Source organism: Streptomyces sp. NPDC016677, assembly GCF_055562815.1.
The window spans coordinates 24,720-37,845 of the sequence record NZ_JBVHEO010000027.1; the positions used below are offsets into that span (position 1 = coordinate 24,720).

At 68.8% G+C, this 13,126-nt stretch carries 12 protein-coding genes; 8 read left to right on the forward strand and 4 right to left on the reverse strand.

All coding sequences use genetic code 11. The features are described from left to right. The first annotated feature begins 291 nt into the window (after positions 1-291). The 3 genes from ACZ3IG_RS35480 to ACZ3IG_RS35490 are packed head-to-tail and all read left to right on the forward strand — an operon-like array spanning position 292 to position 6,976. Positions 292-3,882 carry a DEAD/DEAH box helicase family protein gene (locus ACZ3IG_RS35480; protein WP_467437323.1) on the forward strand — a complete coding sequence of 1,197 codons (3,591 nt, stop codon included), beginning with the start codon at positions 292-294 and terminating at the stop codon, positions 3,880-3,882. Then, a complete protein-coding gene (locus ACZ3IG_RS35485; protein ID WP_467437324.1) occupies positions 3,879-5,432 on the forward strand; it encodes a restriction endonuclease subunit S in 1,554 nt (517 codons plus the stop codon). Before ACZ3IG_RS35480 ends, ACZ3IG_RS35485 begins: the two co-directional genes overlap by 4 nt. After that, on the forward strand, positions 5,429-6,976 hold the full coding sequence (locus tag ACZ3IG_RS35490) for a class I SAM-dependent DNA methyltransferase (RefSeq protein WP_467437325.1): 1,548 nt from the start codon (positions 5,429-5,431) through the stop codon (positions 6,974-6,976). Before ACZ3IG_RS35485 ends, ACZ3IG_RS35490 begins: the two co-directional genes overlap by 4 nt. A 136-nt stretch (positions 6,977-7,112) precedes the next feature. Here the strand turns inward: ACZ3IG_RS35490 and ACZ3IG_RS35495 are convergent, their stop codons facing one another. After that, on the reverse strand, positions 7,113-7,292 hold the full coding sequence (locus ACZ3IG_RS35495) for a DUF397 domain-containing protein (RefSeq protein ID WP_467437326.1): 180 nt from the start codon (positions 7,290-7,292) through the stop codon (positions 7,113-7,115). Continuing rightward, positions 7,280-8,122, reverse strand: a complete 843-nt coding sequence (locus ACZ3IG_RS35500; protein ID WP_467437327.1) for a helix-turn-helix domain-containing protein — start codon at positions 8,120-8,122, stop codon at positions 7,280-7,282. Before ACZ3IG_RS35500 ends, ACZ3IG_RS35495 begins: the two co-directional genes overlap by 13 nt. Before the next feature lie 115 nt (positions 8,123-8,237). On the opposite strand from ACZ3IG_RS35500, the gene ACZ3IG_RS35505 reads away from it, so the two are divergent. The 5 genes from ACZ3IG_RS35505 (at position 8,238) to hemB (ending at position 11,684) form a co-directional block, all read left to right on the forward strand. Then, a complete protein-coding gene (locus ACZ3IG_RS35505) occupies positions 8,238-8,639 on the forward strand; it encodes an ATP-binding protein (RefSeq protein WP_467437328.1) in 402 nt (133 codons plus the stop codon). Between the two features lie 272 nt (positions 8,640-8,911). Continuing rightward, the gene (locus ACZ3IG_RS35510; RefSeq protein WP_467437329.1) at positions 8,912-9,778 is read left to right on the forward strand and encodes a helix-turn-helix domain-containing protein; all 867 of its coding nucleotides are present in this window, start codon (positions 8,912-8,914) and stop codon (positions 9,776-9,778) included. Beyond that, the gene (locus ACZ3IG_RS35515; protein WP_467437331.1) at positions 9,775-10,167 is read left to right on the forward strand and encodes a helix-turn-helix domain-containing protein; all 393 of its coding nucleotides are present in this window, start codon (positions 9,775-9,777) and stop codon (positions 10,165-10,167) included. Before ACZ3IG_RS35510 ends, ACZ3IG_RS35515 begins: the two co-directional genes overlap by 4 nt. A 56-nt stretch (positions 10,168-10,223) precedes the next feature. Beyond that, positions 10,224-10,634 carry a VOC family protein gene (locus ACZ3IG_RS35520; RefSeq protein WP_467437332.1) on the forward strand — a complete coding sequence of 137 codons (411 nt, stop codon included), beginning with the start codon at positions 10,224-10,226 and terminating at the stop codon, positions 10,632-10,634. Between the two features lie 57 nt (positions 10,635-10,691). Beyond that, the gene (gene hemB / locus ACZ3IG_RS35525) at positions 10,692-11,684 is read left to right on the forward strand and encodes a porphobilinogen synthase (RefSeq protein ID WP_467437333.1); all 993 of its coding nucleotides are present in this window, start codon (positions 10,692-10,694) and stop codon (positions 11,682-11,684) included. Here hemB and ACZ3IG_RS35530 read toward each other — a convergent pair. Together ACZ3IG_RS35530 and ACZ3IG_RS35535 are read right to left on the reverse strand one after the other, a co-directional pair. Beyond that, entirely contained in the window at positions 11,681-11,803 is a 123-nt protein-coding gene (locus tag ACZ3IG_RS35530; protein WP_467437335.1) for a hypothetical protein, read from the reverse strand. The genes hemB and ACZ3IG_RS35530 overlap by 4 nt on opposite strands. A gap of 508 nt (positions 11,804-12,311) precedes the next feature. Beyond that, on the reverse strand, positions 12,312-13,007 hold the full coding sequence (locus tag ACZ3IG_RS35535) for a DUF4232 domain-containing protein (protein ID WP_467437337.1): 696 nt from the start codon (positions 13,005-13,007) through the stop codon (positions 12,312-12,314). Between the last annotated feature and the right edge of the window lie 119 nt (positions 13,008-13,126).

The window sequence follows — 13,126 nt, forward strand, 5'->3', positions numbered from 1 at the left end:
TCCGCCGCGGCCGTCACCCTTCCCGGCCGGCCGGCCGGCCGTCCGGCCCGCGCGCGGGCGGACCCACGCGGTCACGCCCCTGGAGGACGCCGTGCCACCCGCTCCCCTGTGCGCGGGGGAACGGAACCCGTCGCGGCGAAGCGTGAGCATTCAGGCCCCGGCTGTCACCGGGGCGCTCAAAAGAGCACGTGCGCGGTCCTGTTTCCCCAAACCCTTGATCCGTCCGGGCGTCCGTGTCATCCTGCAAGGCTTTGCGCTGACACGACAACCGGAACTTCTGGGGGGAAGAACATGACAGGGACGGCGACGGGGAACCCGTCCAGTGGCCACGACGACCAGGTCGCGCGGCTCGCGGCGGGTTCGTCCAACTTCGGTCACCTGCTCCGGCACGAGCCTTTGCTGGTGACGCTCGGCTGCGCCGCCGAGTCCTACGTGCACACCGATCCGCACGCGGCCATGGTCAAAGCGCGTCTGTACGGCGAGATCATGGCCAAGCACCTGGTCACCCTCGTCAAGGTGACCGTCCCGGGCAACAAGCAGGTCGACCGCATCAACGCCCTGGTCAAGGCGGAGGTGCTGCACCCGCAGGTGCGCGGCTGGTTCGAGGCCGTCCGCACGACGGGCAACAAGGCGGTCCACGAGTACTACGCCAACGTCAGGGCCGCGCTGCAGGCCGTGGAGGCGTGTTTCCGCCTCGGTGACTGGCTGCACCGTTCGCTCACGCCCGACGACACGACGCACCGGGTCTTCCTGCCCCCGGCACGGCCCTCGGCCGCCCCCGTCCCGGCCAACGGCGCGGACCGGCGGGAGTTGGAGCAGCTCCGCGCCGAGCTGGACACCTACCGGCGCCGTCTCGAAGAGGCCCGGCTCCGCTACGACGGCAAGCAGAGCCGTCTGGAACGGGAGCAGGCCGCCCGGGAACAGGCCGAGGCGGAACTCGAGGCGGCCGAGGCCGAGCGGGCCGCCCTGCACGATCTCGTCGCCGAACTGAGCGACAAGATCACCGAGCTGACGGCGCCGGATCTCCAGTCGCGTACGGTGGCACGGCCGTTGGACGGTGCCTCGAAGCGGGACGAGTTCATCGCCCACGCGCAGAAGGCGGTGCGCCCGCCGATGAGCGAGGCGCAGGTCCGCGACGAGCTGGACCGGATTCTGGGGATGGCGGGCTGGGTCGTCCAGGACGACAAGGACAAGAACCTCTTCGACGGCCGTGGGGTCGCCGTCCGCGAGGTCTCTACCGCCGTCGGCCGCGCCGACTACCTCCTCTACGTGGACCAGCGCCTGGTCGGCGTCATAGAGGCCAAGCGGGAGGGCGCCGACCTCGAAGGCGCGATGCAGCAGGCCGCGCGGTACGCCACCGGGCTCACCCGCAGCCAGCAGCTCAGCGCCTGGCGTGCCAGCCTGCCCTTCCGGTACGTCGCCGACGGCAACACCGTCCGCTTCCACAACGCGCTCGACCCGTCCCCGCGCACCCGCGAGGTCTTCGCCGTGCACCAGCCGGAGACCATCGCCCGCTGGATCGACGAGGCGGAGGCCGACCCCTCGGCACCCACCCTGCGCGCCCGGATGCGGCGTCTCCCGCAGACCTTCCTCGACCCCGGCCCGCTGCGCCCGGCCCAGCACAGGGCCATCACCGGCCTGGAGCGTTCCCTCGCCAAGGACGACCCGCGCGCCCTCATCCAGATGGCGACCGGCGCGGGCAAGACGTACACCGTGGTCAGCGAGAGCTACCGGCTGCTCAAGCACGCGCGCGCCAAGCGGGTGCTGTTCCTCGTCGACCGCAACAACCTCGGCAGCCAGGCCGCCACCGAGTTCGAGAACTTCGACACCCCGGACGACGGCCGCAAGTTCACCGAGCTGTACGTGGTGCAGCGCTTGGCCGGTGACAGCGTGCTGGGGTCCGCTCATGTGGTGGTGTCGACCGTCCAGCGGCTGTGGCTCGCGCTGACCGGCCGGGACGTCCCCAGCGCCGACGACAACGACCAGAGCCTGGACCGCTACGACCTGGTCGACGCGCCGGTCGAGGTCGGCTATAACGCCGACCTGCCGCCGGAGACCTTCGACCTCATCGTCGTCGACGAGTGCCACCGTTCCATCTACGGCAAGTGGCGCGCGGTCCTGGAGTACTTCGACGCCCACCTGGTCGGCCTGACCGCCACCCCGGTCATGCAGACCTTCGGTTTCTTCTTCCAGAACCTGGTCAGCGAGTACCCCTACGAGCAGGCCGTCGCCGACGGTGTCAACGTCGACTTCGACGTCTTCCGCATCCGTACGGAGCTGGGCGAGAACGGCGGCACGATCCCGGCCGAGACGGTCGTCCCGATGCGGGAACGCAAGACGCGGCGCGAGCGGTACCAGGAGCTGGAGGAGGACTTGGAGTGGAAGGCCTCCCAGCTCGGCCGCCAGGTCATCAGCAAGGGTCAGCTCAAGCTGGTCCTGGAGACCTTCCGGGCGCACCTGTTCACCGACATCTTCCCGCCGGTGGGCGAGGGTGACGTGCGGCGGGCGCGCACCCACGTGCCCAAGACGCTGATCTTCGCCGTCGACGACAACCACGCCGACGAGATCGTCCGGATGGCGCGGCAGGTCTTCGGCGAGAGCGACGACTTCTGCCGCAAGATCACGCATGCCGCGAAGCGGCCCGCCGAGCTGATCAAGGCCTTCCGCAACAGCCCCGAGCTGCGGATCGCCGTCACGGTCGACATGATCGCCACGGGCACCGACATCCCGCCCCTGGAGTGCGTGTTCTTCCTGCGGGACGTCAAGAGCTGGGCCTACTTCGAGCAGATGAAGGGGCGGGGCTCGCGGACGATCGACCCGGCGGAGTTCCAGGCGGTGACGCCGGACGCCGAGGTCAAGGAGCGGTTCGTCATCGTCGACGCGGTCGGCGTCACGGACTCGCCCCGCGTCGACGCGCGACCGCTGGCGCGTGTCTCCGAGCGGAAGGTCCCACTGGAGCGGCTGATGGCCAAGACGGCCGGCCTCGCGGTGACGGAGGACGAGGTCGCCACACTGGCGGGCCGCCTCGCCCGGCTCGACCGGCAGCTCACGCCCGAGGAACGCCAGGAGGTCGAGGAACTCGCCGGCCGGCCGCTCCGGGAGATCGTCGGCGGCCTGGTCCGCTCCGTTGACCCCGACCAGCAGGAGAAGGCCCGGCGCATAGGAGGTGAAAAGCAGGTCCGCCAGGACATGCTGGACGCGTTGAAGCCGATCGCCGCCAACCGTGAGCTGCGCGACCGGCTGATGTCCATGCGCCGCGCCCACGACATCGTCATCGACGAGGTGAACGTCGACGAGGTGAAGGAGGCGCGCGGCGTCACCGCCGACGAGCTGGCGATGCGGCGAGTCACGTCCTGGCAGCAGTACCTCAAGGACCACCGCGACGAGATCGCGGCGCTCAACCTCGCCTTCTCCGAGCGCCGGGACCCGAGGGAGGTCTACCGGCGGTTGAAGGACCTCGCCCGCAAGATCGAGCGGCCCCCGTTCCAGTGGACGCCGGGGCGGCTGTACGACGCGTACGTGCAGCTGGGCAAGGCGTCGCAGCGTCCGCGCGGGACGGCCGGCGTGGTCGACCTGATCGGCCTGCTGCGGTTCGAGCTGGGGCTGGATACGGAGGTACGGCCGTACCGGGCCCTGGTCGAGGAACGGTACGCGGCCTGGCGTGCCAAGCAGGAGCAGGCGGGGGCCGTCTTCACGGAGGACCAGGTGTGGTGGCTCGACCGCATGGTCGACGTCATCGCCACGGATGCGGCGATCGAGCCCGAGCGTCTGAAGGACGTAACCTTCATGGGGCGCGGGGGCGTGGACGGGTTCCTTCAGGAATTCGGGGCGGATCGGGGGGCGGAGATTTTGGATGAGCTGGGACGGGAGCTGGGTGCGTGAGTGCGGGGCGTGAAGACGCAGGTGAGACTGCTCTGCCCGAAGGGTGGCACTGGGCGACACTCGAGGACGTGGCCGAGGTGATCCGGGGAGTTACCTATAAAAAGCAGCAGGCTTCCGATTCTCCTCTCCCCGGATACCTGCCGCTATTGCGGGCGACAAATATTCAGGAAGTTCTTGATGTCGACGGGAAAGTAGTATACGTCCCTCATGGGCTCGTCTCCGCCCATCAACGGCTGCGCGCTGGTGACATTATCGTGGCATCATCGAGCGGCAGTGTGTCAGTAGTCGGAAAAAGTGCTCAACTTTCCTCCCCTTGGGAGGGCACGTGGGGCGCCTTTTGTGTCTGCGTGCGACCATGTGCGGGAATCAACGCTTCGTTCATCTCTCTTTTCTTGCGGAGTGATGAAGTGCGAAAAAAATGGTCGCGAATGGCTAAAGGTTCCAACATCAATAACCTTAAGCTTGGCGGCATTTTGGGTACGCACATTCCTATTCCGCCGCTGGAGGAGCAAGGGCGTATCGTTGCGGCGCTCGAAGAGTACCTAGGTCAGCTGGACCGAGCTCAGGACCTTCTGAGGTCGAATCTTCGCAAGATTGTTGCTTGCGGGGAGCGTTTGCTTCTTCAAGCGTGTGACGGCCAGTTGCTGAATCTTCCGCCTTCGATTGATCAGCCTGCCCTCACTGCCGCTGATTGTGTAGATGGCGAACTTCCATCACTGCCCGAGGATTGGACTTGGCGTCGGCTCGGCGAGATCGCTGATGTGGTTGGTGGAATCACGAAGGATGCGAAGAAGCAATCAGACATCGAATTGCCTGAAGTCCCTTACTTGCGCGTGGCGAATGTGCAGCGTGGACGCTTGGACCTGTCCAATATCTCGCGCATTCGCGCCACTCCTGAAAAGGCTGCCGCACTGACTCTTCGGTCGGGCGACGTTTTGCTGAATGAAGGCGGAGACCGGGACAAGCTGGGTAGGGGGTGGATTTGGGAGGGTCAAATCGAAAACTGCATCCATCAGAACCATGTATTCCGAGCACGGATTCGTGATGGACTGCTTGACCCCAAAATTCTTGCCTGGCATGCCAATAGTTTTGGGCGCCGATGGTTCGAGGTGAATGGGAAGCAGAGCGTGAATCTGGCTTCGATCAGTCTTCGAAAGATCAAGCAGTTTCCCGTCCCGGTCCCTCCTCGCTCTTTGCAAGGGCGGATCGTTCAGGAAACTGAACGTCAGCTCTCTGTCCTCGAAGGTACGGAGAAGGCTGTTCAGTCTGCGTTGCTTCGGTCGGCCGTCCTCCGTCGCGCGCTCCTTGCCGAAGCCTTCGCCGGCCGCTTGACCGCGCAAGGTGCCGCAGACGAGTCCGCCGAAGCTCTGCTCACTCGCATCCGCGCGGAGCGTGAGGCGGCCGGAGTGACCAAGTCTCGTCGGCGGAGTCCGCGGCGGGCGTCCGCTCAGCAGGCGAGTGTTCCGGAGGCGCCTCCGGTGCCCCGTGCGAACGCGTCCGACCTCGCCACCGCCACTCAGCCCACCCTTGATCTGGAGATTCCCTCGTGACCACGACCGAGGCCCGGCGGCTTGTCGACAAGCTGTGGAGTTACTGCCATGTCCTGCGGGACGACGGTGTCTCCACCATCGACTACGTCGAGCAGTTGACGCTTCTTGTGTTCCTCAAGATGGCGCACGAGGCGCAGACCCGGCCGCCGATGTTCCGTGAGCGGATCATGCCTGAGGGGTCGGTGTGGGAGAACCGGGGCTGGCCCGAGCTGCTGAAGAACGACGGGGCCGCGCTCGAAGCCGCCTACACCGAGTTGCTCGAAGACCTCGGCGCACAGCGCGCGGGTACGACCTTCCACCTGATCTTCAACGGGGCCCGGAACCGTATCCACGACCCCGCCAAGCTCAAGCGGCTCGTCAAGGACCTGATCGACAAGGAGAACTGGTCGGGGCAGAAGACCGACATCAAGGGCGACGCCTACGAGGAGCTGCTCTCCCGAGGCGCCGAGGACATCAAGTCGGGGGCCGGGCAGTACTTCACCCCGCGTCCGCTCATCCAGGCCATTATCGACTGCGTCCGTCCGACCCCGGACGACACGATCACCGACCCCGCCTGCGGAACCGGTGGCTTCCTGCTCTCCGCCGCCGAGTACATCCTCCAGGAGTACGGCAACCGGCTCACCCCCGAGCAGCGCGAGCACCTCAGCAGCGGCGGCATCTGGGGTACCGAGCTGGTCAGGAACACCGCGCGGCTCGCCGCCATGAACCTCTTCCTGCACGGCATCGGTCAGCCGACCGGTACGGCCCTTGTCCGCACCAAGGACGCCCTCGCCGCGCCGCCCGACCAGCGGGCGAGTCTCGTCCTGGCCAACCCGCCCTTCGGCAAGAAGTCGTCCATCACGGTTTACGGCGACGACGGTTCGGCGGCGCGGGAGGCCATCGCCTATGAGCGGCGAGACTTCTGGGTCACCACCACCAACAAGCAGCTCAACTTCGTCCAGCACATCGCCTCCTTGCTGGAGATCCATGGACGGGCCGCTGTCGTCGTCCCCGACAACGTCCTCTTCGAGGGCGGCGCCGGTGAGACCATCCGCCGGCGGTTGCTGAGCGAGTACGACGTCCACACGCTGCTGCGGCTGCCCACCGGCATCTTCTACGCGGGCGGGGTCAAGGCCAACGTCCTGTTCTTCGAGCGCAAGCCGGCCCGCCCCAAGCAGCCGTGGACCGAGAAGCTCTGGGTCTACGACTTCCGTACGGCCCAGCACTTCACCCTCAAGCAGAACCCGCTCACCCGGGCCCACCTCGAGGACTTCGTGCAGTGCTACCGGCCCGAAGAGGACCGTTCCAAGCGGGTGGAGACGGAACGCTTCAAGGCGTTCACCTACGAGGAACTGGCCGCCCGCGACAAGGCCAACCTCGACATCACCTGGCTCCGCGACCCCAGCCTGGACGACGCGGACAGCCTTCCCGCGCCCGAGGTGCTCGCCGCCGAGATCGTCGAAGACCTCCAGGCCGCGCTGGAGGAGTTCGCCGCCATCGCCGAGACGTTGCAGCAGGCTCGCGACAGCGTCACCGAGGAAGGCGAGGCTGCGGCCGGGGAGTGACGGTACGCGCGTGGCCCGCACCCGAGCAGTCGGCGGGTGCGGGCCACGTGTCGACGCCGGACCCCGTCGCCGAGTCGTGAGCACTTCGGGCCGAAGTGCTCACGGTTTTCGGGAGGGGGGTTCGGCGGGGAGGGGATCAGCCGCCGGAGGCGTACGGGAGGAAGGCGGCCCAGGTGGTGGGGGCGACGGTGAGGTGGCCCCGCTGGGGGTCCTTCGAGTCGCGGATGAGGACGCGGTCCAGCTCCGGATCAGGAGCGGCTACCTCGACGCAGTCGGGGCCGTCAGACGTGCTGTAGCTGCTTTTTATCCACTGCATGTTTCTCCGAGTACCTTCTCGATGAGGGCCGTTGATTCCCGAGGGCTGAGAGCCTGTGCCCGGATGATCCCATAGCGCATGTCGAGGAGTTGCACCTCTTTCTGGTCGGTGATCACCCGGCTGATGTGCTGCACCTCCACGTGCCCGACCGTTGTGCCGTCCTTCAAGCGGAGCAACCGGAACGAACCGTCGAGTCCCGAGTTCTCTTCACAGCTCAGTGGGAGCACCTGGAGGTCGACATTGCAGAAGCCAGCGACCTCCAACAGCCGTTCGAGCTGCCTGCGCATCACCATCTTGCCTCCGATCAGCCGCCGGAGGGTCGACTCGCACTGGACGAAGCTGAAGACAGGGCGGCCTGTAGTGCCATCGACGATCTCCTGGCGAACCATGCGGGCTGCCAGGTGCTGCTCCAGCTTGTCATCCGTGAAGGGTGGTCTACGCGCGCCGAGTACTGCCCGTGCGTACTCCTCCGTCTGCAATAGCCCGTGGACGACGGAGTTGTTGTAGGCGCACAGCTCCGTCGCGTCGTCCTCCACCTTCTTCAGATCCCGCACCTTCTTCGGGTACCGGACGTCCGCCAGGTCCTTCTTCAGCGCCGCGACCTTGCCGCCCGCGTTCAGGGCCTCGTCCGCCGCCTCCAGGTACTCGGGGCGGGGAATGCGTCTCATGCGCTCGACGGACGAGACCAACTCCTCGCCGTACCCGATGGCCGCTCCGAACTCCGGCTGGGTGAGGCCGGCGGACTCGCGCCACAGCTTCAACTGCCGGGCCACCGTCCTGATCACGCCCGCGGCCTCGTCGTCCTCCGGACTCACGTCCCACTCGCCCATGCCTACCGCCCTCCCGTCGTACGTCCCGGACGGAAACCGGCGTCATCTGGACAGCCCTCGTCCGCACGGGGTGATTCCCTTCACAGGCTACGCATGCCTCGACACGCTCTGTGATGTGAACCGACACATCACCTGCACCCGGCACTTCACCGTGCCGCTCTCCGCGACCCGGCGCGGTGCGCGCCTCGCCCGCTTGCTGGCCGTCGAAAAGCTGACCGAGTGGGGACTGCCGTTGGACCCCGCCCGGCTCGTCGTCGCCGAACTCGGCGCCAACGCCGTGCTGCACGGGCGGGTGCCGGGGCGGAGTTTCCGGCTCGGTCTCTCCGTCGGCGAGGACGGGGTGCTGCGGATCGAGGTCGTGGACGCGCGGGGGGACCTGTCGCCCGGCCCGGCGGCGGCGACGGACGGGGAGTCGGGGTACGGGTTGGTGCTGGTCGGGGAGTTGGCGGACCGGTGGGGAGTGGAAGTCGGGCCCGTGCCGTGCAAGACGGTGTGGGCCGAGATCGATCCCGTCTGACCGGAGCCCGGAAACACGGGAGCCGGTGGGGCGGAGGCCGGGGCGGCGGGCGGTGAAAGACCAAAGAACTCGGGGAAAGAACCCTCCCAACCCGGCCAAACCCGGTGTACGTCACTCGGGTGGGTGAAAGGGGCTGGCGGGGCTGGCGCGGGCGTCGCGCGGGCGGGCACTCTCGGGATCAGGCAACTCCGCCGCATATGACTGCGGCCCCCGCCGGGACTTGCACTCCCAGGGCGAGGGCCTCACCAAGTAGGAAGAAAGACCCTTCCCTTATGGCTGCGCCACAGCTTATCCCTGCCCCGAGTTCGCGTCAGGGTGTTCCCTGTACCGCCGCTCCCTCCGGTGTCACGCACGTACGGACGTACCAACCCGACCGGTACACCATCATCGGCAACCACCTCGCCCAGCACCGCCAGTTGTCGCTGGTCGCCATCGGGCTCGCCGTGTACATCCTGTCGCTGCCGGACGGAGGCGCCTCCGACATCCGTACGCTCGCCGCCCGATTTCCCGAAGGGCGGGACCGGATCGGGTTCGCGCTGCGGGAGCTGGAGGCCTGCGGGTACATCGAGCGGGTGCGGGAGCGGGTCGACGGGGGGCGGTTCGTCACGCGGACGTTCGCTCACGACGTGCCGGGGGAACGGGGGGTCCCTGTCCCTGCCCCCGCCCCTGAAGTACCCGCGGTCGTGGAGGCCGAGCCCGTCGTGGAGGAGGCCGAGCCGCCCCGCAGCGAGCACGAGGAGAAGGCCGAGTCGCTGCTCGTCGGGCTGCGGCGGTCCGACAGCCGGTTCACGCTGTCGCGGAAGGACGTGCGTCGGCTGGTGCCCGCTGTCGTGGCGTGGTTCGAGAACGGGGCGAACAGGACGGCCGTGCACCACGCCCTGACCCATGACGTGCCCGTTCTCCTGAAACGTCCGGCCGGATTCCTCGCGTACCGGCTGAAGGAGATGCTGCCGCCGCCTCTGCCGCCCGTGTCGGAGACGGTCGTCCTGGCGACGCCTCGGGAGCACGAGACGAGACCCTGGTATCCCATGACGAACTGCGCGGGGTACTGCGGTCGTCCCTTCCGCGCCCCCGAGGGGTCCTGGTGCCGGGACTGCCGGGCGAGAAGGGACGGCGGCCGTGGTGGAATGGCGCCGTGAGCCGGGCTGTCGAGGAGAGCAATCGCCGTATGCTGCGGGCGCGGGACGCGATGGACCGGGAGTACGCGCGGCCGTTGGACGTTCCGGCGCTGGCGCGGATCGCGCATGTTTCGCCGGCGCACTTCGCGCGGACGTTCCGGGCGACGTTCGGGGAGACTCCGCACCGGTATCTGCAACGGCGGCGGGTGGAGCGGGCGATGTTCCTGCTGCGGGAGACCGGGCGCAGTGTGACCGACATCTGCTTCGAGGTCGGGTTCGGCAGCGCGGGGACCTTCAGCCGTACGTTCCGGGACATCGTCGGGCTGTCGCCGCGGGAGTACCGGAAGGCGGCGGTCGCCGCGCGGGTGCCGACCTGCTTCACGATGGCGTGGACGCGACCGAGCGGCTGAGCGACTGAGCAGTTCTGGATAAGTATTCGGGTGCTCCGCTCCGTAGCGTGGTGGTCATGTTCAACGCCATTACGCATTCGCAGATGTACGTCCTCGACCAGGACGAGGCCCTCGACTTCTACGTCGGCAAGCTGGGGCTGGAGGTCACGGCCGACCTCGACATGGGGTTCATGCGCTGGCTCGCCGTCGGCGTTCCCGGCCACCCCGGGCGGGAGATCCTGCTGGAGAAGCCGGGCGCTCCGGCCATGTCGGAGGAGACGGCGGAGCAGGTGCGCGAGCTGGTGACCAAGGGGGCGATGGGCGGGTGGCTCATCCTCACCACGGACGACTGCCGCAAGACCTACGAGACGCTGCTGGAGAAGGGGGTGGAGTTCACGGAGGCGCCGACCGAGCGGCCGTACGGGATCGACTGCGGGCTGCGTGATCCCTTCGGCAATCGCATCCGCTTCACCCAGTTGAAGGGCTGAGCCCGGCCGACTGCGCGTCGGCAAAGGCATCGCGGGGGCGGGCGTAGCGTAGGTGGTATGTCGACGTATGGAAGCTTTCCCGGAAGCCGGCCCCGGCGGCTGAGGTCCACCCCCGTGATGCGTCGGATGGTCGCCGAGACGCGGCTGCATCCCGCCGATTTCATCCTTCCGGCCTTTGTGCGGGAGGGAGTGAGCGAGCCGGTGCCGATCGCCGCGATGCCGGGGGTCGTGCAGCACACACGGGACACGCTGAAGAAGGCCGCCGTCGAGGCGGTGGAGGCCGGGATCTCCGGGATCATGCTGTTCGGCGTGCCGGAGGAGGGCAAGAAGGACGGGCTCGGGACCGCCGGGACCGATCCGGACGGGATTCTCCAGGTCGCGCTGCGGGACGTGCGCGGCGAGGTCGGGGACGAACTGCTGGTGATGTCCGATCTGTGCCTCGACGAGTTCACGGACCACGGTCACTGCGGGGTGCTCGACGAGCAGGGGCGGGTCGACAACGACGCCACCCTTGAGCGGTATGCCGAGATGGCCCAGGTGCAGGCCGACGCCGGGGCGCACGTCGTCGGGCCGAGCGGGATGATGGACGGGCAGATCGGGGTGGTCCGGGACGCTCTGGATCAGATCGGGCGGGAGGACGTCGCCATCCTCGCCTATACGGCCAAGTACGCTTCCGCGTTCTACGGGCCGTTCCGGGAGGCTGTCGGCTCGTCGTTGCGGGGGGACCGGAAGACCTATCAGCAGGACGCCGCCAACGCGCGGGAGTCCCTGCGGGAGTTGGCGCTGGACCTGGAGGAGGGCGCCGACATGGTGATGGTCAAGCCGGCCGGGCCCTACCTCGACATCCTGGCGAAGGTGGCGGAGGCCGTGGACGTGCCGGTCGCCGCGTACCAGATCTCCGGTGAGTACTCGATGATCGAGGCCGCCGCCGAGAAGGGCTGGATCGACCGGGACCGGGCGATCCTGGAGGCGCTGACCGGGATCAAGCGGGCCGGTGCGCGCAACATCCTGACCTACTGGGCGGTGGAGGCCGCGCGCACGCTCCGCTAGGCGGTGGCGAGCAGGGAGCCGGTCCAGGCCCGGACGGCTGCGGAGACCGGGGTGGCGACGCCCTGGAGGATCTGGTCCCACAGCGGGCGCGTCGGGGGCGGCAGGGTGTCGGTGGTCATCTGGGCGGCGTTGCCGGTGGCCGAAGACCGAGACGCCGCGGGCGGCTCGGCGCGGCCGGGCGCCGGCATGCCGCAGTGCGGGCCGGGCGGCCATGATCGCGCTGGACACGATGTTCACGACGCGGCCGGGGGCGCCGGCGCCGAGGACGGGGAGCATCGCCTCGGTGAAGACGTACGGGGAGCCCCGGACCGGGTGCGGCGGCTGCGCTCGGGCCGGGCCGACCTCGCCGACGAGCCGCTCGTCGACTGGTCCGGCGACGAGGACCCGCTCCGCGACCCGGGGCTGTGGCCCCCCGGCCCCCCGGCCCCCCGGCCCCCCCCCGGCCCCCCCGGACCCCCCGGGCGTCCGGGGCCGCGTGTCAGCGACGGCCTCCAGATGACGGCGGTGGCCGGGCTCGGCCAGGCGGCGGCGGTCACGGTCGCGTCCGAGAACACCCGGACCCCGCCCGCGGGCACGGTCAGCCGGCCGCTCCGGGACGGGCCCGCGGTGTCTGCGACGGCACACGGCTCAGTAGGTCAGGGCCGTGGCGCGGTCGGTCAGCCAGTAGGTGACCGAGAGGGAGTCGTCGACGTGGACGCCGGCGGCGGGCAGGGAGACCGTGGCGATGGAACCGTCGTCGAACGGGACCGTCAGCGCCGTCTCCGTACGGCCGCCCGCGGCGCTGCCGTCGCCGGCCGAGAGCAGGACGCCCGCGTAGCCGGACGCGCCCGGCTCCAGCGTGGTCAGCGCCTGCGGCTTGCTGGCCTCCACGACCGACGGCACGGACTGGGCGTCGCCGAACCGGGCCGCCGGGTAGGTGGGCAGGGAGCAGGTCTTCGAGCCGGTGTTGGTGGCGGTCAGGAGCAGGTGGTTGATCGGGCTGGCCACCTCGGTGGCGGTGATCTCCACGTCGTCGGCGGAGCAGTCGCCGGGGATCGAGGCGTCGGCGTTGTTCCCGGTGCTGGAGCTGTTCTGCTTGCCGGCGGTGTCCGTGCCGCCGCCCGCCGTACCGTTCGCGCCGTTCGCGCCGGCGGAGGCGGTGTCCTTGGCGGCCGTGTCGCCGGAGGCGGCGCCCTCGGTGCCGGTCTGCGCGGTGGTGTCCGAGGAGGCGGACGTGGTGCGCAGGCCCGTGGCCGAGTCGTCCTCGCAGGCCGTCAGGGAGAGCGTGGCGAGTGCGACGGTGGCGGCGGCGAACAGACGGACCCGAGTGGTGCGTGCGGACATGAGGTGATCCCCTTCACAGGCGGGTGGGAGTGGCGCCGCTCGACCGTTGCCGGGGGCGGCTGCTTGACTGGTCACAGCCTGCGGCAGCGGCCGTTCCGGTCGCCAGCCACGGCGGCACA

Bases quoted from the DNA above. Each gene is read 5' to 3' on its own strand.
- ACZ3IG_RS35520 (WP_467437332.1), top strand. From the start codon at position 10,224: ATGTTCAACGCCATTACGCATTCGCAGATGTACGTCCTCGACCAGGAC.
- ACZ3IG_RS35495 (WP_467437326.1), bottom strand. From the start codon at position 7,292: ATGCAGTGGATAAAAAGCAGCTACAGCACGTCTGACGGCCCCGACTGC.
- ACZ3IG_RS35535 (WP_467437337.1), bottom strand. From the start codon at position 13,007: ATGTCCGCACGCACCACTCGGGTCCGTCTGTTCGCCGCCGCCACCGTC.
- ACZ3IG_RS35510 (WP_467437329.1), top strand. From the start codon at position 8,912: ATGGCTGCGCCACAGCTTATCCCTGCCCCGAGTTCGCGTCAGGGTGTT.
- ACZ3IG_RS35530 (WP_467437335.1), bottom strand. From the start codon at position 11,803: ATGACCACCGACACCCTGCCGCCCCCGACGCGCCCGCTGTGGGACCAG.
- hemB (WP_467437333.1), top strand. From the start codon at position 10,692: ATGTCGACGTATGGAAGCTTTCCCGGAAGCCGGCCCCGGCGGCTGAGG.
- ACZ3IG_RS35480 (WP_467437323.1), top strand. From the start codon at position 292: ATGACAGGGACGGCGACGGGGAACCCGTCCAGTGGCCACGACGACCAG.
- ACZ3IG_RS35500 (WP_467437327.1), bottom strand. From the start codon at position 8,122: ATGGGCGAGTGGGACGTGAGTCCGGAGGACGACGAGGCCGCGGGCGTG.